Here is a 20,856-nt window from a genome sequence, read left to right as displayed (position 1 = left end):
AAGCCTCTGACACATCAGCTGGGGCGACGAACGGGCGGAGCTCGGAGTCGTCCCGCTGGGACCCTCGTGTGTGGCACCGCAAGGTGTCGCGTCCCGTGTCGGTGTGGATGGGGGTCTTCGTCCTTGTCGGCCTCGCGCACCCCTTTGTTCCGGAGTCGCGCTGGCTGCTCATCCACATTTTCACCCTTGGCGTTCTCACGAATTCCATCATGGTGTGGTCCCAAAACCTCACCGAACGGTTCCTTCAACAGAGACTCCCGGAGTCGGCGCGACCAGCTCAACTGACCCGCTCCCGCCTGGTCAATGGCGGTGCCGTTGCGGTCCTGGTGGGACAGTTGTTCAGCACAACCGCTTGGCACTGGATCATCACATGGTGCGGCGCCGGGCTGATGCTCGGTGCTGTGGGATGGCACGCGTGGAGCGTCGGCAAGCTCATTGCTTCATCTGAGCACCGTAAGCGGTTTCGCCCGGTTGCGTGGGGCTACGTGGCATCGGCGGTGAGCCTCGTTGTCGGCGGATGCTTCGGTGCCGCTCTCGCGCTGGATCTGCGGGGAGCCTGGCATCAGAGAATTCTTCTGGCGCACGTCTTGATGAACGTCGGCGGGTTCGTCGGATTCGCCGCGATGGCGTCGTTAGTGGTGCTGCTCCCGGCAATGTGGCGGATAAGGGTGTCGCCGGCACACCCGCGCATTGTGTTGGGTGTTGTGGGTGCGGGTCTTGCCCTCGCAGTCGCAGGCGCTCTGACCGGGGGTGGGCGAGTGCTCGGAATCGGTGTCCTCGTTTACGCCTCCGCGTGGGTGTGGGCGCTGCAAACGTGGTTGGCGGGTGTGCTGTCGGCGATGACGCGCGACCGCTTCACTTATTCTTCTTTGTCCGCTCTGCTCGCTGTCGCGTGGCTCGTGGCATCGCTCGTGGCTTTCGGCACGTCCGCCCTACTTATCGACGGCTTCCTCGATCCCCTTTCTCCTCCCACCCTTCCTCTTCTCGTAGGGTTCGCCGCTCAGCTGCTCATTGGGACGATGAGTTACCTGATGCCCACAACGATTGGCGGCGGCCCGGCAGCGACGCGGGCGGGGCTGGCGGAGCTCAACCGCGCTGGGGTTACGCGTGTCATTGTGTTCAACCTGGCTTTGCTCGGGTGGCTCTTCGCACCGTCGTCGGTTGTGCGAATCGTGTGCAGCCTGGTGGCGTGCCTGTGCCTGGTTGTGTTCATCCCGCTCATGGCCCGGGGAGTTCGGGCGCAGCGCGCGGTGATCACGGATCACGCAGCTGCGCGGGGGATGCGGGATTAGTTCGTGACCACCACGTCGTAGACCATGCCCCGGGCTTTGTGCGACGCCATAGTGCACCAACCTTGAATGCTGGTGTCGAAGGTGCCAAAGTCGCGCACCACCGTCTCGCCCGGTGAAATCACGCCAGAGTATTGCGATCCGATTTTCAGGTCGTGTGTGCGGTCGTCTTCATTGGTGATCTTGAGAACGACCGGGGTCGAATTGTCCACCTCGATGCGTGCGGGAGAAAACCGCATGCCCGTGATGGTGATGTCTTGGATCACCGGACCCGACACCTTATCCGCACCATTCGAGCGCGAGTGAGCGAGCAAAGCCCCCGCGACCGCAGCGGTGACAATGAGGGCAACGATGACCCAAGCCGTGGCTTGCGCGCGGGAGGGCGACATTGATTGCGGTGACCCCATCAACGTCTATTTTTGAAAGTCGACCACAAGGCGGGTCGGCTCGTGCAAAACCGAGACCTTGTAGGGGCGCTTGGTGTCTAAGCCGACAATGTACTGTGAATCCGCCTCGAAGGTGCCGCCGTTGTACACCTCGACGATATTGCCGCTGGCGAGTCCGAGTTCTTTAGTCGCTGCGTATTTCGCATCGGTGGACATGTCGCCCGCAGTACCGTGGATCATCAGCTCAAGCTTGGCGTTTCCAGGCACTTCGAGAGGGAAGCCGGATGCCTGTTGTCGAGGGTCGTCGTTGTACCCGGCGTGGTACTGGGGTTCGCCGCGGCCGGCGAATTCGAAGACGAGGCGGTCGTAGTTGTCGTGGGAGCCGACACGGATGTCGGTCGTGCGAAGTTCGCCGTAGGAACCGCCGAATTCCTCTGTGGGCCCGGTGCTGTACTCCCCGTCGGTGAGCTGTTCGTCCACAGCTGCGGCGCGGGTGTCGTTGCTGGGAGGCGGCGTAGCCGTGCCAGGGCTGGAAGACTCAATCACCTGCTGCTCCCCAGTCGAGGAGCCAGGTGCGTTCACTGTCATGGCGGGCTCGGCGACATTGTCGTCGGAGCCACATGCGGCGAGCGCGGTGAAGGCCACACCTGCCACTAGTGTGACTGTTGTTGCCCTGAGTGACTTGAGTTTCATGAGTCCTACCATAGCTGTGCTGTCATGCCTGCGGCTGGAATGCGAACCCCGGTGGGTTGTGCATGGGTTGTGCACAGGCCCGAGGGAGGGGCGGGCAGGCGTTGTCGTACCACGGGGTTATGGTTGGTACGGACAACGTTCAACGAACAGTAATCGGTTAAAGCGAACATGCATCGCCGGCGCGAGCAAGCCGGCAGGAAGGCGAATCATGGCTATCAAGGTGGGAGTGCTCGGAGCGAAGGGCCGGGTCGGATCGGCAGTAGTCGCAGGTGTCAACGCGGCGGACGACTTGGAACTCGTAGCAGAAGTGGATGCTGGCGACTCTCTTGACCTGCTGGTGGAAAGCGGTGCGGAAGCTGTCGTTGATTTCACCACCCCGGGTGTTGTCATGGATAACCTGGAATTCTGCATCAACAACGGTATCCACGCTGTCGTGGGCACCACCGGCTTTGACGAGGAGCGTTACAACCAGGTTCGCGACTGGCTTGAAGCCAAGAACGGGGGAGAAGGCAACGGCGTCGGTGTGCTGATTGCCCCCAACTTCGCCATCTCTGCGGTGTTGGCCATGGCGTTCGCGCGCCAAGCAGCTCCGTTTTTCGACTCGGCTGAGGTCGTCGAGTACCACCACCCGAATAAGCTCGACGCCCCGTCGGGCACGGCGGTGAAGACGGCGCAGGGGATTGCGGAGGCTCGTCGAGAAGCGAAAATGGGCGCGATGCCGGACGCGACGGAACAAGCCCTCGACGGCTCCCGCGGCGCCGATGTCGACGGTGTCAAGGTGCATGCCGTGCGCATGCAGGGAATGGTCGCGCACGAGGAGATCATCTTCGGTACCACCGATCAATCGCTGGCCATCCGCCAGGATTCGTACGGCCGTGAGTCCTTTGTGCCGGGCGTGCTCACAGGCGTGCGCCAGGTCGCGGATCACCCCGGCCTGACGGTGGGCCTGGATAACTACCTGGGTCTTTAAATGACACAGAGCAAGAATTTGGACGTGCAGCTCATTGCAGCGACGTCGTTCGCGGCCCCCGCGGACGTGGAGTGGGAACAGGATTCCGTAGCCACGGAGGCGGAAGCGCTCGTCGAGTTTGCCGGGCGCGCCTGCTACGAGACCTTTGACAAACCGAACCCGCACACGGCGAGCAACGAGGCGTATCTGCGCCACATTCTCGAGGTGGGCCACGACGCGCTGCTCGAGCACGCGACCGCGACGCTGTACGTGCGCGGCCTTTCGCGCGCGGCGGGCAACGAGCTTCTCCGGCACCGCCACCTATCGTTCTCGCAGCTTTCCCAGCGCTTTGTGCCGGCGGGCGAATCGGATGTCGTCGTGCCCGCCGCGATCGCGGACGACGAGGAACTCGCGCGTATGTTCCTGGCCGCCGTCGACGAGACACGGTTCGTCTACGAAGAGCTCCTTCAGGCGCTGGAGAGCAACCTTGATGCCGAGCCGAACGCTCTTCTGCGCAAGAAAAAAGCGCGTCAAGCCGCCCGCGCAATCCTGCCCAACGCCACCGAGACCCGCTTCGTGGTCACCGGAAACTACCGGGCGTGGCGCGAATTCATCGCGGCGCGCGCGAGCGAGCACGCCGACACCGAAATCCGCGAACTTGCCGTTGCATGCCTGGAAATACTCAAGAAACAAGCGCCCGCGCTTTTCGACGACTTCCTCATCAGCACGCTTGCCGACGGCTCCGTGATGGCAACCAGCCCCTACGCCGGATAGGGCTACGCAGCTTGGCGGGGAAGAGAATGTACCCTGTATAACCATGGGCATTTCAACTAAAGCACAAATCGGTGCAGAAGAATTCGGCACTGTCGGTATTGCAATGGTCACCCCGTTCGACCGCGACGGCGAGCTGGACCTAGAAGCCGGGCGAAAGTTGGCTGCCCACCTAGTCGACAACGGTGTCGACTCTCTCATCCTTGGCGGCACTACGGGTGAGTCGCCCACAACATCCGCGGACGAGAAGATCGCCCTGATCAAGGCAGTGCGCGAGGAGCTCGGTGACCGGGTGAAGATCATGGCGGGCGCGGGTACCAACGACACGCGCTCCACTGTCGCGCTGGCCGAAGCATCGCGCGATGCCGGCGCCGACTCCCTCCTGGTGGTCACTCCGTACTACTCCAAGCCGTCTCAGGCCGGACTGCTGAAGCACTTCAGCGCCGTGGCGGAAGCTACCGATCTACCGATCTGCCTGTACGACATTCCGGGTCGCTCCGGCATTCCTATCGCCGGTTCCACGATCCGCGCCTTGGCTGAGCTGCCGACAGTGAAGGCTGTCAAAGACGCTAAGGGCGACATGCTGGAAGCCACCGCGATTATCAATGAGACCGGTCTGGCCTGGTACTCTGGCGACGACGTTCTCAACCTGCCGTGGTTCTCCATTGGTGCGACAGGAGTGATCTCCGTGATCGCCCACGCAGCCCCAGGTTTGATGAGAGAAATGGTGACAAGCTTCGAGGAAGGCGACCTCGCCCGTGCGCGGGAAATCAACGCCACCACCATGAGTGTGCTTGCTGGACAGCAGGCTGTGCTTGGTGGAGTGACATTTGCAAAAGCAGCCCTGCGCCTGCAGGGCTTTGAGGTCGGAGACCCCCGCCTGCCCGTTGTCGCAGCAGACGACAAGCAGATGGAGGCTCTGCGCCGAGACATGGAAAAGGCTGGAGTCCTATAAGCATGAACGAACCCCGCAATCGCTCCCGTAAAGTGACCCGCAAGGCGGGCCCGCCCGAGGCCGGAGACCAGCAACCGGTCTTCCGGGCCGCGGAGACTCAACCCGGCGACAACGGGGGCAACGGTTCCAACAACGGGAATAACGGCCGCAACCCCGACCACAGCAACGGCGGCGGCAACAATGGCGGCAACCACGCTGACCACGACGGCGGCAGCAACAACCGCGGCGGTAACGGCAACAATGGCGGTAACGGCGGACACCGTGGCGGTAACAACGGTGGCGGCGGCAACAACAATCGTGGCCGCGGACGGGGACGTGGTCGCGGCCGCGGAGGACGGGGCGGCGACAACCGCCGTAACCCGGTGAAGGGCATGCAGGGTGCGGACCTGACGAAGCGTCTGCCTGCGCCCCAGAAGCCCCCGCAGAACGGTCTGCGCATCTACGCCCTCGGCGGTATTTCCGAGATCGGCCGCAACATGACGGTCTTCGAGTACAACGGCCGTCTGCTCATCGTGGACTGCGGTGTCCTCTTCCCGTCGTCCGACGAGCCGGGTGTGGACCTGATCCTTCCGGACTTCGGGCCGATCGAGAACAAGCTGGACAAAGTTGAGGCTCTCGTGGTCACCCACGGCCACGAGGACCACATCGGTGCTATCCCGTGGCTGCTGAAGTTGCGCCCGGATATCCCGATCTACTCGGCGAAGTTCACCAATGCGCTCATCGCTGCGAAGACGCGGGAGCACCGCCAGCGTCCGAAGCTGCATGAGGTCAATGCCAAGTCCGAGATCACTGTCGGGCCGTATAACCTGCGTTTCTTCCATGTCGGCCACTCCATCCCGGATTGCCTTGGTGTGGTGATCAAGACTGGCGCTGGCACAGTGTGCATGACCGGTGACGTCAAGGTCGACATGACACCGTACGACAACAAGCCGACGGACCTTCCGGCGCTGGCACGCTACGGTGACGAAGGCATCGACCTGTTCCTCTGCGATTCCACGAACGCCACGATTTCGGGCATCTCCGCGTCGGAGGCAGGCATCGAGGAGACCCTCATCCGCCTTGTTCAGGCAGCGAAGCAGCGCGTCGTGCTGGCATCCTTCGCATCGAACGTGTCCCGTGTGCAGATGGCGGTCAACGCCGCTGTCGCCTCGGGGCGCAAGGTCGCCTTCAATGGCCGTTCCATGATCCGCAACATGGAAATCGCCGAAAAGATGAACTTGCTCAAGGCCCCGAAGGGAACGATCATCCCGATCGAGGAGGCTGCCAAGATGGCCCCCCACCGGGTCATGCTCATCACCACCGGTACGCAGGGTGAGCCGATGGCTGCGCTGTCACGCATGTCCCGCCGCGAGCACCGCCAGATCATTGTCCGCGACGGCGACACGATCATCCTGTCTTCGTCACTCATCCCGGGTAACGAGGAAGCTGTCTTCGCCGTGATCAACAACCTCGCCCAGATCGGCGCTAACGTGATCACCAGTGACGACGCCCACGTCCACGCGTCCGGCCACGGTTACGCCGGTGAGCTGCTGTTCCTGTACAACATGGCGCGCCCCCGCAACGCCATGCCGGTCCACGGCGAATGGCGCCACCTGCGTGCTAACAAGGAGCTGGCTATCGCCACCGGCGTGAAGCCGGAGAACACCGTGCTCGCGCAAAACGGTGTGGTGGTCGACATGGTGGACGGCAAAATCAAGGTTGCTGGCCAGTACCAGGTGGGCAACCTGTACGTCGACGGCACCACCATGGGCGACGTGGACCCGGATGTCTTGGCGGACCGCACCAACCTGGCCGCCGGCGGCGTTATCTCCATCACCTGCGTGATCGACGACCGTACCAGCCGCCTCATCGAGCGCCCGGCAGTGTCCACGACGGGTCTTGTCGACGATGACCGCGGTGTCCTGCCGGACCTCGTCGAGCTGGTGGAAAACACCATGTTCGATCTTGCGGCTGAAGGCGAGAACGACCCGTACCGCATGGTGCAGCAGATTCGTCGCCGCGTGTCCCGCACGATCGAGCAGAAGTACAAGCGCGAGCCGGTCATTCTCCCGACGGTGGTTCCGATGAGCGCCGACGATACTGCGCCGCTCAGTAACGAGGATGTCGAGTCCTCCCGCGAGTCGTTGTAGGAAACTTCAGACACCGACGTTCCTTAGCGCCTGACGGTGTCACCGGACGCTAGGCCCCAGCCACGCTAGGCTGGGGCCTATGTCGTTTGAGCAGAAAGAGCGCGATAAGCTAGCCCACTTGTTGCTCAAAGTAGGGCCGGATGCGCCCACGCTGTGCGAGGGGTGGACTACGGCTGACTTGGCCGCGCATTTGTACCTCCGCGAGCGCAAACCCTATCTTGCCGGCGGTTACTTCCTCCCAGCATTGAAATCTCTGACAGACGAGGCGCAAGCAAAGGTGAAGCAGCGCCAGTACAGCGATGTGGTTGATGAATGGGCCGCTGGCCCGCCTGTCTTCCTTAAACCGGTGGACAAGGCGATGAATACGTCGGAGCACTTCATTCACCATGAAGATGTTCGCCGCGGTGGGGGAGAGGTAGTTCCCCGGGAATTCTCCCGTGCGGTGGAAGGTGATCTGCTCAAGGCCGCGAAACTGATGGGCCATCTCTCACTGGGCAAGGTAGATGTGCCGGTAGTTCTCACCCCTCCGAACCACCCGCCGCTGACTCTCGGGGGCAAACGGGGTGTGGCGGATCAAGGCGACCGTGTGGTCCGGGTCAGTGGCGATCCGGGCGAGCTTTTGCTGTGGGTGACGGGGCGCGATGCCGTCGAGGTGGAGATCGACGGGGATCGGGCCGATACCAACAAAGTCAAGCGTCGACTCTAGACACATTTGAATTTAGTGGCGCTGGTGTGGCGCATGTGACTTAAGGTGCAACTGGGCATTACAGTTGTGGCCATGTCTGTCACGAGTACCCAGCGCCGCCAAAATGGCCGACCGAAGACCGGTCCGAAGAGCCGCGATTCCCGCACGGCAAGCGGGTATTCGCGCTCGTCCGCATCGGGCACGACCGTCGCGGCGGACACCGCCGATGAGCGGGTCGGCTCTGCAGTCGGCGCGGTTGGTCGTGGCATGGGGAATGCCGCGCGAGAAGTGACGGAAGCCTTCTCGTCTGTCGGCAGGAAAAGCAGCTCGCACAAGCGGTCGAGCGATAATCTTCTCGACGACGCTGCGGAGGCTACTCCTCGCCGCCGAAGGAACCGGCCCGCGGCACCGGAGCAGGCCGAAATCGAACCGGATACCACGAATGACGTAGATGACAGTGTCATCGGAGGCGACTTCGATGACGACGAAAAGATGACCGACCGCGGTCGTCGAGCCGATGCAGTTGGACTGCTTCTCATCGGTCTCGCTGCTGTGCTGGGTGCCTCCGTGTGGCTCGATATCGCAGGGCCAGTGGGTGCGGCTATCGCCAGCGGTGTCCACTGGGTCATCGGAGCGGGTGCTCTGGTTCTGCCGGTGGTGCTCGTTGGAATTGCCATTGCGATCATGCTCGGTATTGGTGGAAGCTCCTCCGAACGTGCGCACAGCGGTGCCGGGATGACGATCATTGCGGTGTGCATGCTCGGATTGATCCACATTTTTGCGGGCACGCCCGGCAGCTGGGCGGAAAGAAAGGTTGCTGGCGGTGCTATCGGCGCTGTCGTCGGCGGACCTCTGAGCGCAGGTTTCACGCCGTACGTCGCTGTCCCGCTGCTGGGATTGGTGATCCTGTACGCTGCTTTGCTCGCCACCGGAATCACGGTCCGCGAGTCTTTCGACTACATCCGAAACCTGATCCGCGGCATTGCGTCCAACGCCCAAACGCCGGACCCGGTTGAAGGCGATGATGAAGACGACGACATGTACGGTCACGTCGAAAGCGACCTCGACGATATCGCTGAGGGCCGTGAGCGCCGTCCGCGCGAGCGCGTCCAGGGGCGAGTCCATTCCCGCCCGGCCGCACGTCCACGCTCGCCGATGGACAATTACCCGGTCGACGAGCAAGCGGAAGATCCGACGATTTTCGACGCTCCAGCGGATCCCGCACCCGCACCTGCACCTGCTCCCCGCCGGTCCCGTCCGCGTCCTCCTGCTGCTGCGAACGAGACCCGCACGCTCTCCCGTTCCGGCAACCAGGAGGGTGCCGTCGAGGAACAACTCGGGGAACCTCAGTTCACCGAGGAGATGCCTGCGGCTCCCGCTCAGGCAGAGCGCAAGGTCCGCAAACGCCCTGCGAAGGCAGCTGCACCGAAGCCGTCTGACACAGCTCCGATACCTGTTACCCGCGCAGCGGCTGAAAACACAGAGCAGGGCAGCACCACAGAAGCGGCCGAAGAGCCCGCGGATGCTGTGAGTCAGGCGCGCGAGGAAATGCGCAAGCAGATCATCGCCCGCTCGGGTATCGACGCGTCCGCAATCCCTGCGTCCACACCGAATTCCGAGAAGGACAAAGCGCAGCAGGCGACAACCGATACCGCGCCTCCGGCCGCACGGGAGCCGGAGACGGCGACGGACTACAACCTGCCGTCGACAAGCCTGCTTATCCCGGGCAATGCCCCGAAGACGCGCACCGAAGCCAATGATCGGATGATCGAGGCGATCACTGATGTCTTCGAGGAGTTCAAGGTCGACGCCGCGGTCACCGGGTTCTCCCGCGGCCCGACAGTGACGCGGTACGAGGTCGAGCTCGGTCCGGGCGTGAAGGTCTCCAAGATCACAAATCTGCAGTCCAACCTCGCGTACGCCGTAGCCACCGACAACGTGCGTCTGCTCACCCCGATTCCCGGAAAGTCCGCCGTGGGCATCGAGGTGCCTAACGCGGACCGTGAGATGGTCCGTCTGCGCGATGTGCTCGACGCGCCGAAGGTGCGCGCGGAGCAGGATCCGATGCTCATCGGCCTGGGGAAGAACATCGAGGGCGATTTCGTCTCCGCATCCGTGCAGAAGATGCCGCACCTGCTCGTGGCGGGTTCGACCGGATCGGGTAAGTCCGCGTTCGTGAACTCCATGTTGGTGTCACTGCTGACACGCGCGACTCCAGAAGAGGTCCGCCTGATCCTCGTGGATCCGAAGATGGTGGAGCTCACGCCGTACGAGGGCATCCCGCACCTGATCACTCCGATCATCACCCAGCCGAAGAAGGCAGCGGCTGCGTTGCAGTGGCTCGTGGAGGAGATGGAGCAGCGCTACATGGACATGAAGTCCGCGCGCGTGCGCCACATCAAGGACTTCAACAAGAAAGTCCGCAACGGCGAGTACACCGCGCCTCCCGGGTCGGAGCGCGAGATGCGGCCGTACCCGCTCATCGTCTGCGTCGTCGACGAGCTCGCCGACCTGATGATGACGGCCCCGAAAGAGATCGAGGACTCTATTGTCCGCATCACCCAAAAGGCGCGCGCGGCGGGCATCCACCTCGTCCTGGCGACGCAACGTCCGTCCGTGGACGTGGTCACCGGCTTGATCAAGACGAACGTGCCGTCGCGCCTCGCGTTCGCGACGTCCTCACTGACTGACTCCCGCGTCATCCTCGACCAAGGCGGCGCCGAGAAGCTCATCGGCATGGGTGACGCGCTGTTCATCCCGCAGGGCGCCGGCAAGCCGCAGCGCCTTCAGGGCGCCTTCGTCTCCGACGAGGAGATCCAGGCTGTCGTCGAAGCGGTCAAGGCGCAGGGCGAGCCACACTACACCGAGGGTGTCACCGAGGAGAAGGCTCCGGAGAAGAAGGAGATCGACGAGGAGATCGGCAAGGACATGGACGACCTCCTCGAGGCCGTCGAGCTCGTTGTCACCTCCCAGCTCGGCTCCACGTCGATGCTGCAGCGCAAGCTCCGCATCGGCTTCGCTAAAGCTGGCCGCCTGATGGACCTCATGGAATCCCGCGGCGTCGTCGGCCCGTCCGAAGGCTCAAAGGCGCGTGAGGTGCTGGTCAAGCCCGAGGAGCTGGAGACTATCCAGTGGATGATCAAGGGCGCCGATCCGGCCGAAGCACCCAAGGAAGTCCTCGAGGAGCAATCGCTTGACGACGAATCGTCGACCGGCGACGAGTCCGCTCCGGCAGATAGCGGCACTCAGACCGTCAAGGCAACCTACAACCCGACCGGCGGCGCGTTCTAACCGATGGGCAGTACTCCCAGGTTCCGGTTCTCTGTTGTTCTTTTCGACAATGTTGAGCTGCTCGATGTGGCCGGCCCCCGCAGCGTTCATCGCGGACCGTTACGGCGAAAAGCTCGTCGCTGACATCGCTGATTCGATTGAGCTTCGGCTTAACCTCGATGCCGACGACGACCCTTTCGCCGTTTAAACGCCGGTGCCGCGAGGCGAGATGTGTGGTCGCTAGCGCGATCAAGTAGGGTTGCTCTTCGTTGGAGGGGAGTACCCCGAAAGTGCCTCGGATCGTCAACACGGCTAACCGCATTCGGTTCCCGGTCCAGGCGGCCCGCCGCGGTGGCAGGTGGGGGAGACCTCCGGTTACCTGTCATCTCAACCGGAGGTCTTTTACATGCACGTGCCTGTATCGATTTGGTTGATCACTTCGGTGGTCATCCTCGGCTTTTTCATTTTCGACTTCGTCTCACACGTGCGTACCCCGCACGAGCCGACCATGAAAGAATCAGGTGGCTGGGCTCTGTTCTACATGGCCATGGCGTGCGTCTTCGGCGGCATCGTGTGGTGGCTGTGGGACGCTGAACACGGTGTGCAGTTCTTCACCGGCTACATCACGGAGCTCTCGCTCAGCGTGGACAACCTGTTCGTGTTCGCGCTGATCATGAGCTCCTTCAAGATCCCGCGCGCGTATCAGCAGAAGGTGCTGCTCATCGGAATTGTCATCGCGCTGGTGTGCCGTCTGCTGTTCATCCTGCTCGGTGCGGTGATCATCGAGGCGTGGTCGGATGTGTTCTACATCTTCGCCGCGTTCCTGCTCTACACCGCTATTAAGCTGGTGTACGACGAGGCTACTGACCAGGAGGATCCTGACCCGAACGACATGTTCGTGGTGAAGACCCTGCGCAAGGTCATTCCGGTGACCAAGTCGTATCACGGTGACCGGTTGATCTCCGCCACCGAGGCGGGCAAGAAGGCCGTCACCCCGTTGTTCGTCGCGCTTTTGTCCATCGGCTTCATCGACGTGATGTTCGCCTTCGACTCCATCCCGGCCATTTACGGCATCACCCAGGAAGCGTTCCTGGTCTTCACTGCCAACGCATTCGCACTGCTGGGCCTGCGCCAGCTGTACTTCCTTCTGAACGGCCTGCTGGACAAGCTGGTCTACCTGCCGTACGGCTTGGCCGTGGTGCTGGGCTTCATCGGTGTGAAGCTGCTTCTGCACGCCCTGCACGAGAACAACCTGCCGTTCATCAACGGAGGCGAGGGTCTGAATGTGCCCGAGATCGGAACTGTGACGTCCCTGCTTGTAATCGTCGGAGTCTTGGCTGTCACCGCAGTCGCCTCGATCATCAAGGAGCGCGCCGACGTGAAGGCGGGCCGCTCTACCCGCGAAGAGCAGAGCTACCACATCGACTACGACGACCATGGCAACCGCCGCAAGGTGGACAACCACGGCCACCACATCGAGTGGATCGACGACCCGGCCACGTCCGGCAAGGGCGACCACACCGCCACAGGCTCGCGGGAGACGGATCACCTCGACGTCGCCCGCGGCGGACGCAAGGACTAGTTAGTCCCAGACGTTGATGACCGGGTTCCACTCGCGGAAATCCCGGTCGGCGAGGGCGCCGGCGGCGAGGTAGGGGTCGTCGGCAAGCAATGCTTGGGCGTCGGCCTGTGTCGCGTTCTCCGGCAGGCGGACAATGATCACGGACTGTTCGTCGCCCGCGAAGGGGCCCGCCGCGATCACATCGCCGTTGTCCTTGAGGCCTGTGATGAAGTCGCGGTGCGCGGGGCGCGTGTCCTGGATGAGAGATTTCTCGCCGTATGTGTAAGTGACAATGAAATAGGTCATGGGCGCGAAGTTTAGCGCCTGGCGCGAGTATGTAGGGTTGAGGGCGTGAACGCTCCGACCCAGCAAAAGCCGTCGAATTGGAATCTGCCCAACATTCTGACCTCGTTGCGCATCCTGTTCATCCCTGTCTTCGCGTGGCTCGTTCTGTCGGAGCGGTGGTGGTGGGCGTTCGGCGTCTTCGTCGCGCTCATGATTACGGACAAGCTGGACGGCGACATCGCCCGGTCCCGCGGCCTTGTCACGGACTTTGGCAAAATCGCGGACCCCATCGCGGATAAGGCGCTCATGATCACTGCGCTGGTCACGCTCAACATTGCGGGCCCGCTGCCGGTGTGGATCACGGTGGTCATCATCGTGCGCGAGCTGGGCATCACCTTGTGGCGCATGGTTCTCCTGCGCGGAGGCAAGGTCGTTCCGGCCTCCAAGGGCGGCAAGCTCAAGACCGTCCTGCAGACCGTGGGTGTTGCCATGTACTTATGCCCGCTGCCCGCCTGGATGGACATCCCGACGCTCGTGGTCATGCTCATCGCGGTCGTGGTCACCGTGGTCACCGGCGTGCAGTACCTCGTCGACGGCGCTAAAGCGAACAAGGCAACTGCATGACGGGCCCGCTTATCGACGTCTCCTCTGCCCCCTCCCTCGTCCGCACCCTCACCGAGCGCGGCGAGACCCTCGCGTTCTGTGAATCCCTGACGGCGGGGTTGGCCAGCGCCACTGCGGCGACTGTGCCCGGCGCATCCAAAGTCCTGCGCGGCGGGTTAGTCACGTACGCGACTGATCTGAAGGGCTCTTTGGCCGGTGTTCCTGCAGCGGTTCTTGACCGGCACGGCCCGGTCTCCTCCGTGACTGCGCGCCATATGGCCCGCGGCGCGCAGTCCGTTTGCGGTGCCACGTGGGGGGTGGCACTGACCGGTGTTGCTGGACCCGACCCGCAGGACGGACACCCGGTGGGTGAAGTGCACATTGCGGTGGCTGGCCCGTCGCGCACTGTGTCCCACCCGGCCGCGGAGATCCTCGCCGATATCGCGGTAGCCCCGGAGCTGTCACAGTTCGCACTTGTCCCGGGGGCTCGGGAACCCGTGCGAGTGCTGGTCGGGGAGCGGCAGCAGATCCGCGAATTGGCGGTGGCTGCTGCTCTCCACGCGGTGCTGTACGAGGTCGAGCGTGACGCCGCTCGGGAACAAAATGGAGGGGACAACCGTTGAACGACGTGATGGCAACTACAACGACGCTCAATTACCAGCCCACCCCGGCGACCCGCTCTGCGGATTCTGCCCAGAACAACGCCCCGTCGGCTGCTACTCCTGCAACGAAGACACGGGTGCGCGAGCCGCTGTTGCGCGAGGCTCTCGGGATGTCACTGCGTGCTTTCCGCGCGGATAAGGGCGTGACCCTGCGAGAGCTCGCTGCCGAGGCGCGTGTCTCGCCCGGCTACATCTCTGAGCTGGAACGCGGCCGCAAGGAAGTCTCGTCAGAGCTCCTCGCTGCCGTGTGCGTCGCGCTGGACACCACTGTGTCGGAACTGCTGCTGGAAGCAGCCGCCAACCTCTCGCTTCAGGCGATGGAGGACGAGCTGGCCCAGACCCCTCCAGCGGCCGCCGAGGTCTAAGCGGCCGCCCCACACGGCCTGCCCTGCTCCGCTACCATTGAACCGTTAGCGACGAATCATGTGACGTGGTGAAACTCCACGCTGTAGAAAGGCGAAATTCTCGACCATGGCTAATCCGTTCAGCAAATTCTGGAATTACCTGATGGCCCTCTTCGACAACAAGATTGAGGAGAATGCCGATCCGAAGATTCAGATCGAGCAGGCCATCGGTGAGGCCCAGCGCCAGCACCAAGAGCTCTCCCAGCAGGCCGCCGCCGTGATCGGCAACCAGCGTCAGCTGGAGATGCAGCTCAACCGCCGTCTCGCCGACGTGGAGAAGCTGCAGGCCAACACCAAGCAGGCGCTGCAGCTCGCCGATAAATCCCGTGCCCAGGGCGATAATGCTAAGGCCACCGAGTACGAGAACGCCGCCGAGGCATTCGCCGCTCAGCTTGTCACCGCGGAGCAGGGCGTGGAGGACACGAAGGCTCTCCACGACCAGGCTCTCCAGCAGGCGGAGCAGGCGAAGCAGGCTGTGGAGCGCAACTCCATGAAGCTGCAGCAGCAGGTCGCGGAGCGTTCCAAGCTTCTGTCCCAGCTCGAGCAGGCCAAGATGCAGGAGAAAGTCGCCGAGTCCCTGCAGTCCATGAACTCGATCACGGGTGGAAACCAGCCGAACCTGGACCAGGTTCGCGAGAAGATCGAGCGCCGCTACTCCAACGCTCTCGGCCAGGCCGAGCTCGCCCAGAACTCCGTTCAGGGCCGCATGGCCGAGGTGGAGCAGGCAGGTATCCAGATGGCCGGCCACAACCGCCTCGAGCAGATCCGCGCCGAGATGGGCGGCCAGCTCGAATCCGGCCAGAAGCCGGCGATCGAGCAGGGCAACTCCTTTTCCTCCAGCGATTCCGCGTCCGCCGCGAGCTACTCCGAGGTGGATAAGGACGCTGTGGCGGCCCGCATGCGCGAGCTGCGCGGCGAGCGCTAAAACGGTGCGTTAATCCACCGCACCGCGCGCCATTAGCGCTTCGCCCGTCAATTGAGCGTGGCGTACGCTGCGGATGACCAGCGGTGTGCCGAAGGCCAGGAGCGACAGATTCGCGCCCCTGGCCTTTCGCGCGTCCAGGGACTCGTTAGCTGTGCCGAGGAGCACGGGAATCTGCCGAATGGTCAGCGCGATTGCCAGGCTGACGGTGTCCACGGGGACGCCGATGCGCTGTAACGGGGCCATACTGGTTTCCAGGGCCTCCATGAGAGCTTCAATCGTCGTGGTCAGCGTGAACAGGGTTGCCGCCATGAGCGCCGCCATGAGGCCGAAGACGGTGACGAGCATGCTGTCAAAGCCGTTCTGCCACCACAGGAAGGCGCCGATGAACACCATGAAAGGGAGGATGGGCGCGACTTGCCTGACGGCAGTGCGGAACGGAATCTGCGCGACCGCGTACAGGACTCCTACGCTCGCTGCCGCAGCTATCGTATGCACGGGGCGGGTGGGCAATGCTGTGATCAGGACGATGAACAGGAGCAGTGCCACGAATTTCACCGATGGCGGTGTCCGGTGGATGAGCGTGGAGCCGGGTACGTACACGCCCATGGGCAGCTCTCGGATTCGCACTGTCAGAACCCCGGTCCGTCGGTGTAGTTGCCACCAGGTGTGCCTTCTGCGTCGAGACGGTCCATGAGGTCTGTGTAAAACGCGATGGCATCGCGCGGGGGACCGTCGAACACGATGTCGCTGTCGTTGACGCACAAGACGCGGTCGAAATCCGCGAGCATCTCAATGTCGTGGGTGACGACGATGACCTGCTGTTCCAGCGACGTCAGCTCACGGATAATGCGGCGGCGGTTGCGCATATCCAGCAGGGTGGTGGGCTCGTCGGCGATGATCGTCTCCGGTTCGATCACCAGCACAGCGGCCAAAGCGAGCATTTGTTTCTCCCCGCCGGAGAGGGTGTGAGGCGAGTTCTCGGCTCGGTCCGCGAGACCGAAGCGGTGGAGCATGTCGTCCACGCGCGCATTCACCTCAGCCTTGGGCAGTTTGAACCGGCGCAGAGAAAACGCGATGTCGTCGCGCACCCGCGGCATGACAATCTGGGCTTCGGCGTCGGAGAAAATGAATCCGACTTTACGGCGGACCGCTTTGCCGTGCTTGGCTACGTCGAGACCGTTATAACGGACAGTGCCTGAGGACGGTTCGATGAGGCCGTTGATCATCCTCACCAGTGTGGATTTCCCGGAGCCGTTCGACCCGATGATCCCGATGCGCTGCTCAGACAACTCGAAGGTCTGCGGTTGCAGAATGACGTCGGAATCGTATGCGACGCTGGCGCGGTCGAAGGAAATGTTGGGCACAGCGCGAGGCTACCGCGTGTTGCGCAGCTGCGGGAACGCCGAGTGGACGGCGAACGCGATCGCGACCATCACGGCGAGCTTGGCGATGCCCGGCAGAATGAAGGGAAGCTGAGCTGCAATGGCCGGGCCCAAGCCCATGTCCGCGCGCCACATGAGTCCTAGCGCGCCGAAGAAGTATTGCAGCAGCACAGCAACGATGCCGCCAAGGAAGAACATTCCCACCATGGCGAGTTTGTTGTTGCGCGGGGCACGGTAAGCGATGTAGCCGGCGGCACCTGCTCCGAGCAGATAGCCGAGAAGATAGCCGATGGTCGGGCCGGAGAAGGCTTGGATGAGGGTGCGGCCGCCGGCGAGGACGGGGAAAGCAACGCTGATGAGGAGGAAGAGGCCGGTGGCCAGGAATCCGCGTCGTCCGCCAAGAACGAGGCCAGCGAGGATCGTGGCCACATTTTGCAGCACGATCGGCACACCAGCGGAGCCGACCGGGATGGCCACGAAACCGAGCACACAGATGAGGGCGGCGAAAACCGCGATGTAAGCGATATCGGTAGCGGCGCTTGTACCGCGTGCGCCCGAAGTGCGTGAAGTAGTCATGGAGGAAACAGTAGCCCCCAATTGAACGGTGTTCAATTGGGGGCTGGGTGAGGCGTCGATAAGCGTGCTTCAGGCGCGCGTAAGCTGGGGCGCATGCGTTTGACGGAATTCCACCAACTCGTCGAGGACGAATTCGGCGACGCGAAAGGGCAATGGGTCGTGTCCTCGCACGTTTTCCCCGGTGAGGGGAAGACGGCAGGCGAGCTTATCGACGCCGGCGTGGACCCCCGCATCGTGTGGGACCGCCTGTGCGATGCCTTCGACATCCCCGAGGAGCGTCGACTGGGGATCGACCGTCCGAGCGAATAACTATTCGAACATTCGTGCGTGTATGTTCGAAGGTGGTGTCGCGGACCCCACTAGTGTGATTTTCAGTGAATGGGGAACCGGGCGCGGGTGAACGCGGTCTAATTCAATGAGACTGATTCGCCCCACTTACGTCCGGGTACGCACGAAAGGAAAGGAACCACGCCATGGCAACGAAGAAGAAAGCTGCCTCCGCTGCGAATGACCGCCAAAACGCGCTTGACGCGGCAATGGCGATGATCGAGAAGGACTACGGTAAAGGTGCCATCATGCGCTTGGGCGACGAGAAGCGCCCGCCGATCCAGTCCATCTCGTCCGGCAACACGGCGATCGACGTCGCCTTAGGCATCGGCGGCTGGCCGCGCGGCCGCATCGTGGAGATCTACGGCCCGGAATCTTCCGGTAAGACCACGGTGGCGCTGCACGCCATCGCGCAGGCGCAGAAGGCGGGCGGCATCGCCGCTTTCATCGACGCGGAGCACGCGCTCGACCCCGAGTACGCCAAGAAGCTGGGCGTGGACACCGACAATCTGCTGGTGTCCCAGCCGGACACCGGTGAGCAGGCACTCGAGATCGCCGACATGCTCGTGCGCTCCGGCGCGATCGACATGATCGTCATCGACTCGGTGGCCGCCCTGACACCGAAGGCCGAGATTGAGGGTGAGATGGGCGACAGCCACGTCGGCCTCCAAGCGCGCCTCATGTCCCAGGCGCTGCGCAAGATGACCGGTGCGCTGTACAACTCCGGCACCACAGCCATCTTCATCAACCAGCTGCGCGAGAAGATCGGCGTCATGTTCGGGTCCCCGGAGACCACCACCGGTGGTAAGGCACTGAAGTTCTATTCGTCGGTGCGCTGCGATGTGCGCCGCATCCAGACACTGAAGGACGGTCAAGATTCGATCGGTAACCGCACCCGCCTCAAAGTGGTGAAGAACAAGGTCTCGCCGCCGTTCAAGATCGCCGAGTTCGACATCATGTACGGCGAGGGCATTTCGCGGGAATCCTCCATCATCGACATGGGCGTGGACAACGGCGTGATCAAGAAATCCGGTTCTTGGTTCACGTACGAAGGCGACCAGCTGGGGCAGGGCAAGGAGAAGGTCCGGCTCTTCCTCAAAGAGAACCCAGATCTGGCGAACGAGCTGGAGCAGAAGATCTTTGAAAAGCTCGGCGTCGGCGAATTCGCCGGCAAGGACGACGAGTTGAGCGACGAAGCCATCGACATGGTGCCCAACATCGACTTCGACGACGAAGACGATGACGCGGCCGCAGGGGCAGAGAGCTAACCACTTATGCCGCAGCGGCGTGAACCGGACCCGGAGAAACTCCGCAAACTACAAGAAGCTCTCGACGCGTACGCGGCCGATGAGGGACCGGGCCTGATCGACCACGAGTACGAGAAGGCCGCCGCGAAAGTGCGGGAGCGAGCCCTGCGTCTGCTGGACCAGCGCTCCCGCTCGCGCCACGAGCTCCGGGAACGCCTCCTTGATCCCCGTCGGGTGAAAGAAGGGGAGGACGGTCCCGACCCTGATCTCGTAGACGATGTTCTCGACTCCCTTACGCGTTCCGGCCTGATCGACGACGAAGCCTTCGCCCGCGAATGGGTGCGCCAGCGTTTCGAACGCCGGGGGAAATCCACGACGGTGCTCAGACGCGAATTACAGGACAAAGGCGTCTCCGCCGCCGACCGTGAAAGCGCCCTTGAGCAGATCGACGAGTCGGACGAGCGCGAGCTCGCCCGAGAACTAGCCCGGAAGAAGGCGCGCAGCGTTAAGACTGTTCCTGCTGACAGGTCGGCCCGCGACAAGGAATTGCGCCGCATCGTCGGGGTGCTGGCGCGCCGTGGGTTCCCGCAGGCGATGGCGCTTCAGATAGCACGGGAAGCCCTCGACTCACGCTGCGAGGAACTCGCCGAGCCGTAGCGCCGGCGTCACGCGGTCCCGCTTATTTCTTGTCGTTCTCGGCGTCTAGGAAAGAAACATCACCAGGCGTATCCCTCATCGAGTCAGGGTCTGCCTGCAGGTTCTGGGTGACGAACCTGTCGAAAGAACCATCCTCGTACATCTGCTTCAGGGCGTTGTTGACAGCCCTGATCGTCGCCTCGTCGTTGTCGCGGAGGCCAAGGCCGTAGTGCTCGTCGGTAAGCGGGTGCCCGTCCACCTCGAGCGGGACCACGTTGAACACGTCCGGCTCCCGTGCTTCGAAGCCTTCAAGGATCGCCGCGTCGGTTGTCACCGCCTCGACGTGGCCGTTGCGCAGGGCGTTCAAACAGGCATCGTAAGAGTCGTACTCCTCGAGCACGGCATCTGGCAGTTTCGTCTTGATCGTCCCAGCCGCTGTTGTGCCGGTGACGAAGCACAAGCTGCGTCCGCCCCACGATTCCACGTCGGAGAACTCGTCCGCCCCGTCGCGCACCAGTAGCGCCTGGTGGGTGAGCAGGTAGGGGCCGGCGAATGCTGTTCTCGCAGCGCGTTCCTGATTCATGGAGTAGGTCGAAGCGACCATGTCCACGTACGCATGGTTGAGCATGTCGGCGCGCTGGCCGTTGGGGACGTGCCGCCACTGTATTTGGGGGTGGCGCCAGCCGTTCTCGTCGGCAATCGTGTTGATCACGTATTCGGCGACGTCCGTGTCCAAACCCGCGACGCTGCCGTTCTCGTTGCGGAAGTTCAAGCCAGGGTTCGTGAACGCCGCCCCGACGGTCACGTCGCCGTTTTCGATGCTCTCCAGCAAACTCCCGTTTGAATCGCTTGCGGGAGAAGCGCTGCATGCTGCGAGCGTGGCGCTCGCCGCCGCTCCGAAGAGAATGAACGCTGCACGGCGACGCGTGGTGATGGACATGGCTGCCTCCCTTTGCGGGGCTGGTGCTCGGGCACCCTAGGACTGGACTTCAGATTACCGTGCTCCACTCATGTTCAAGCAGTTATGTCTTGGCCATGGCGGGCAATACACTTGTGCACCGTGACGACAGCGACTTCAGCGACGACAGCGACACAGGCGACAGCAACTGCTCACTCGGCGT

General features: G+C 62.9%; 23 protein-coding genes. 16 read left to right on the top strand and 7 right to left on the bottom strand.

Annotation, left to right across the window (positions count from 1 at the left end):
- The first annotated feature begins 95 nt into the window (after window positions 1-95).
- Window positions 96-1,292, top strand: coding sequence for a hypothetical protein (locus CZ338_RS10370; protein WP_087118115.1), 1,197 nt, complete (start codon window positions 96-98; stop codon window positions 1,290-1,292).
- On the opposite strand, the gene CZ338_RS10365 is transcribed toward CZ338_RS10370, so the two are convergent.
- A complete protein-coding gene (locus CZ338_RS10365; protein ID WP_087118114.1) occupies window positions 1,289-1,678 on the bottom strand; it encodes a cupredoxin domain-containing protein in 390 nt (129 codons plus the stop codon). The genes CZ338_RS10370 and CZ338_RS10365 overlap by 4 nt on opposite strands.
- Before the next feature lie 24 nt (window positions 1,679-1,702).
- On the bottom strand, window positions 1,703-2,368 hold the full coding sequence (locus tag CZ338_RS10360; RefSeq protein WP_143341303.1) for an AMIN-like domain-containing (lipo)protein: 666 nt from the start codon (window positions 2,366-2,368) through the stop codon (window positions 1,703-1,705).
- A gap of 208 nt (window positions 2,369-2,576) precedes the next feature.
- Here CZ338_RS10360 and dapB point away from each other — a divergent pair, with 208 nt between their 5' ends.
- The 8 genes from dapB to CZ338_RS10325 all read left to right on the top strand — a co-directional run bounded on the left by dapB (window position 2,577) and on the right by CZ338_RS10325 (window position 12,709).
- The gene (gene dapB, locus CZ338_RS10355) at window positions 2,577-3,338 is read left to right on the top strand and encodes a 4-hydroxy-tetrahydrodipicolinate reductase (RefSeq protein ID WP_087118112.1); all 762 of its coding nucleotides are present in this window, start codon (window positions 2,577-2,579) and stop codon (window positions 3,336-3,338) included.
- Window positions 3,339-4,091, top strand: a complete 753-nt coding sequence (gene thyX, locus CZ338_RS10350) for an FAD-dependent thymidylate synthase (protein ID WP_087118111.1) — start codon at window positions 3,339-3,341, stop codon at window positions 4,089-4,091.
- Between the two features lie 43 nt (window positions 4,092-4,134).
- Window positions 4,135-5,043, top strand: coding sequence for a 4-hydroxy-tetrahydrodipicolinate synthase (dapA, locus tag CZ338_RS10345; protein ID WP_087118110.1), 909 nt, complete (start codon window positions 4,135-4,137; stop codon window positions 5,041-5,043).
- 2 nt (window positions 5,044-5,045) lie between these two features.
- Complete coding sequence (locus tag CZ338_RS10340) at window positions 5,046-7,172, top strand: ribonuclease J (protein ID WP_087118109.1); 2,127 nt, start codon at window positions 5,046-5,048, stop codon at window positions 7,170-7,172.
- Between the two features lie 79 nt (window positions 7,173-7,251).
- The gene (locus CZ338_RS10335; protein WP_087118108.1) at window positions 7,252-7,878 is read left to right on the top strand and encodes a TIGR03085 family metal-binding protein; all 627 of its coding nucleotides are present in this window, start codon (window positions 7,252-7,254) and stop codon (window positions 7,876-7,878) included.
- A gap of 72 nt (window positions 7,879-7,950) precedes the next feature.
- The gene (locus CZ338_RS10330) at window positions 7,951-11,148 is read left to right on the top strand and encodes a DNA translocase FtsK (protein WP_087118107.1); all 3,198 of its coding nucleotides are present in this window, start codon (window positions 7,951-7,953) and stop codon (window positions 11,146-11,148) included.
- A gap of 64 nt (window positions 11,149-11,212) precedes the next feature.
- Window positions 11,213-11,335: a hypothetical protein gene (locus CZ338_RS11290; protein WP_268875433.1), complete on the top strand. Its 123-nt coding sequence runs from the start codon at window positions 11,213-11,215 to the stop codon at window positions 11,333-11,335.
- A 198-nt stretch (window positions 11,336-11,533) separates the two neighbouring features.
- On the top strand, window positions 11,534-12,709 hold the full coding sequence (locus CZ338_RS10325) for a TerC family protein (protein ID WP_087118106.1): 1,176 nt from the start codon (window positions 11,534-11,536) through the stop codon (window positions 12,707-12,709).
- Here CZ338_RS10325 and CZ338_RS10320 read toward each other — a convergent pair whose 3' ends face one another.
- Window positions 12,710-12,994, bottom strand: coding sequence for a YciI family protein (locus CZ338_RS10320; RefSeq protein ID WP_087118105.1), 285 nt, complete (start codon window positions 12,992-12,994; stop codon window positions 12,710-12,712). It abuts the gene before it with no gap.
- Window positions 12,995-13,039: 45 nt separating this feature from the next.
- On the opposite strand from CZ338_RS10320, the gene pgsA reads away from it, so the two are divergent.
- The 4 genes from pgsA to CZ338_RS10300 all read left to right on the top strand — a co-directional run bounded on the left by pgsA (window position 13,040) and on the right by CZ338_RS10300 (window position 15,567).
- Entirely contained in the window at window positions 13,040-13,597 is a 558-nt protein-coding gene (pgsA, locus tag CZ338_RS10315) for a CDP-diacylglycerol--glycerol-3-phosphate 3-phosphatidyltransferase (protein WP_087118104.1), read from the top strand.
- Window positions 13,594-14,199 (top strand): CinA family protein, encoded by a 606-nt coding sequence (locus tag CZ338_RS10310; protein WP_087118103.1) that lies wholly within the window; start codon window positions 13,594-13,596, stop codon window positions 14,197-14,199. Before pgsA ends, CZ338_RS10310 begins: the two co-directional genes overlap by 4 nt.
- 8 nt (window positions 14,200-14,207) lie before the next feature.
- Window positions 14,208-14,603 (top strand): helix-turn-helix domain-containing protein, encoded by a 396-nt coding sequence (locus CZ338_RS10305; RefSeq protein WP_087118261.1) that lies wholly within the window; start codon window positions 14,208-14,210, stop codon window positions 14,601-14,603.
- Between the two features lie 106 nt (window positions 14,604-14,709).
- Window positions 14,710-15,567 (top strand): PspA/IM30 family protein, encoded by an 858-nt coding sequence (locus CZ338_RS10300; protein ID WP_087118102.1) that lies wholly within the window; start codon window positions 14,710-14,712, stop codon window positions 15,565-15,567.
- A 9-nt stretch (window positions 15,568-15,576) separates the two neighbouring features.
- Here CZ338_RS10300 and CZ338_RS10295 read toward each other — a convergent pair whose 3' ends face one another.
- The 3 genes from CZ338_RS10295 to CZ338_RS10285 are packed head-to-tail and all read right to left on the bottom strand — an operon-like array spanning window position 15,577 to window position 17,525.
- The gene (locus CZ338_RS10295; RefSeq protein ID WP_087118101.1) at window positions 15,577-16,194 is read right to left on the bottom strand and encodes an energy-coupling factor transporter transmembrane component T family protein; all 618 of its coding nucleotides are present in this window, start codon (window positions 16,192-16,194) and stop codon (window positions 15,577-15,579) included.
- Between the two features lie 2 nt (window positions 16,195-16,196).
- A complete protein-coding gene (locus tag CZ338_RS10290; protein WP_087118100.1) occupies window positions 16,197-16,931 on the bottom strand; it encodes an energy-coupling factor ABC transporter ATP-binding protein in 735 nt (244 codons plus the stop codon).
- A gap of 9 nt (window positions 16,932-16,940) precedes the next feature.
- Entirely contained in the window at window positions 16,941-17,525 is a 585-nt protein-coding gene (locus CZ338_RS10285; RefSeq protein ID WP_087118099.1) for a biotin transporter BioY, read from the bottom strand.
- 93 nt (window positions 17,526-17,618) lie between these two features.
- Here CZ338_RS10285 and CZ338_RS10280 point away from each other — a divergent pair, with 93 nt between their 5' ends.
- The 3 genes from CZ338_RS10280 to recX all read left to right on the top strand — a co-directional run bounded on the left by CZ338_RS10280 (window position 17,619) and on the right by recX (window position 19,756).
- Window positions 17,619-17,834, top strand: coding sequence for a DUF3046 domain-containing protein (locus CZ338_RS10280; RefSeq protein ID WP_087118098.1), 216 nt, complete (start codon window positions 17,619-17,621; stop codon window positions 17,832-17,834).
- Between the two features lie 164 nt (window positions 17,835-17,998).
- Window positions 17,999-19,120 carry a recombinase RecA gene (gene recA / locus CZ338_RS10275; protein WP_087118097.1) on the top strand — a complete coding sequence of 374 codons (1,122 nt, stop codon included), beginning with the start codon at window positions 17,999-18,001 and terminating at the stop codon, window positions 19,118-19,120.
- A gap of 6 nt (window positions 19,121-19,126) precedes the next feature.
- Window positions 19,127-19,756 carry a recombination regulator RecX gene (recX, locus tag CZ338_RS10270; protein WP_087118096.1) on the top strand — a complete coding sequence of 210 codons (630 nt, stop codon included), beginning with the start codon at window positions 19,127-19,129 and terminating at the stop codon, window positions 19,754-19,756.
- A 22-nt stretch (window positions 19,757-19,778) separates the two neighbouring features.
- Here the strand turns inward: recX and CZ338_RS10265 are convergent, their stop codons facing one another.
- Complete coding sequence (locus CZ338_RS10265) at window positions 19,779-20,675, bottom strand: transporter substrate-binding domain-containing protein (RefSeq protein WP_087118095.1); 897 nt, start codon at window positions 20,673-20,675, stop codon at window positions 19,779-19,781.
- Between the last annotated feature and the right edge of the window lie 181 nt (window positions 20,676-20,856).

Origin of the sequence: Corynebacterium urinipleomorphum, from assembly GCF_900155535.1 — a bacterium.
GTDB classification, from domain to species: Bacteria; Actinomycetota; Actinomycetes; order Mycobacteriales; family Mycobacteriaceae; genus Corynebacterium; species Corynebacterium urinipleomorphum.
This window is presented reverse-complemented; position numbering and strand designations above follow the sequence as displayed.

Excerpts from the sequence above, each read along its gene's own strand:
- CZ338_RS10365 (WP_087118114.1), bottom strand. The coding sequence starts at position 1,678 with ATGTCGCCCTCCCGCGCGCAAGCCACGGCTTGGGTCATCGTTGCCCTC.
- CZ338_RS10360 (WP_143341303.1), bottom strand. The coding sequence starts at position 2,368 with ATGAAACTCAAGTCACTCAGGGCAACAACAGTCACACTAGTGGCAGGT.
- dapB (WP_087118112.1), top strand. The coding sequence starts at position 2,577 with ATGGCTATCAAGGTGGGAGTGCTCGGAGCGAAGGGCCGGGTCGGATCG.
- thyX (WP_087118111.1), top strand. The coding sequence starts at position 3,339 with ATGACACAGAGCAAGAATTTGGACGTGCAGCTCATTGCAGCGACGTCG.
- dapA (WP_087118110.1), top strand. The coding sequence starts at position 4,135 with ATGGGCATTTCAACTAAAGCACAAATCGGTGCAGAAGAATTCGGCACT.
- CZ338_RS10340 (WP_087118109.1), top strand. The coding sequence starts at position 5,046 with ATGAACGAACCCCGCAATCGCTCCCGTAAAGTGACCCGCAAGGCGGGC.
- CZ338_RS10335 (WP_087118108.1), top strand. The coding sequence starts at position 7,252 with ATGTCGTTTGAGCAGAAAGAGCGCGATAAGCTAGCCCACTTGTTGCTC.
- CZ338_RS10330 (WP_087118107.1), top strand. The coding sequence starts at position 7,951 with ATGTCTGTCACGAGTACCCAGCGCCGCCAAAATGGCCGACCGAAGACC.
- CZ338_RS11290 (WP_268875433.1), top strand. The coding sequence starts at position 11,213 with ATGTGGCCGGCCCCCGCAGCGTTCATCGCGGACCGTTACGGCGAAAAG.
- CZ338_RS10325 (WP_087118106.1), top strand. The coding sequence starts at position 11,534 with ATGCACGTGCCTGTATCGATTTGGTTGATCACTTCGGTGGTCATCCTC.
- CZ338_RS10320 (WP_087118105.1), bottom strand. The coding sequence starts at position 12,994 with ATGACCTATTTCATTGTCACTTACACATACGGCGAGAAATCTCTCATC.
- CZ338_RS10310 (WP_087118103.1), top strand. The coding sequence starts at position 13,594 with ATGACGGGCCCGCTTATCGACGTCTCCTCTGCCCCCTCCCTCGTCCGC.
- CZ338_RS10305 (WP_087118261.1), top strand. The coding sequence starts at position 14,208 with ATGGCAACTACAACGACGCTCAATTACCAGCCCACCCCGGCGACCCGC.
- CZ338_RS10300 (WP_087118102.1), top strand. The coding sequence starts at position 14,710 with ATGGCTAATCCGTTCAGCAAATTCTGGAATTACCTGATGGCCCTCTTC.
- CZ338_RS10285 (WP_087118099.1), bottom strand. The coding sequence starts at position 17,525 with ATGACTACTTCACGCACTTCGGGCGCACGCGGTACAAGCGCCGCTACC.
- CZ338_RS10280 (WP_087118098.1), top strand. The coding sequence starts at position 17,619 with ATGCGTTTGACGGAATTCCACCAACTCGTCGAGGACGAATTCGGCGAC.
- recA (WP_087118097.1), top strand. The coding sequence starts at position 17,999 with ATGGCAACGAAGAAGAAAGCTGCCTCCGCTGCGAATGACCGCCAAAAC.
- recX (WP_087118096.1), top strand. The coding sequence starts at position 19,127 with ATGCCGCAGCGGCGTGAACCGGACCCGGAGAAACTCCGCAAACTACAA.
- CZ338_RS10265 (WP_087118095.1), bottom strand. The coding sequence starts at position 20,675 with ATGTCCATCACCACGCGTCGCCGTGCAGCGTTCATTCTCTTCGGAGCG.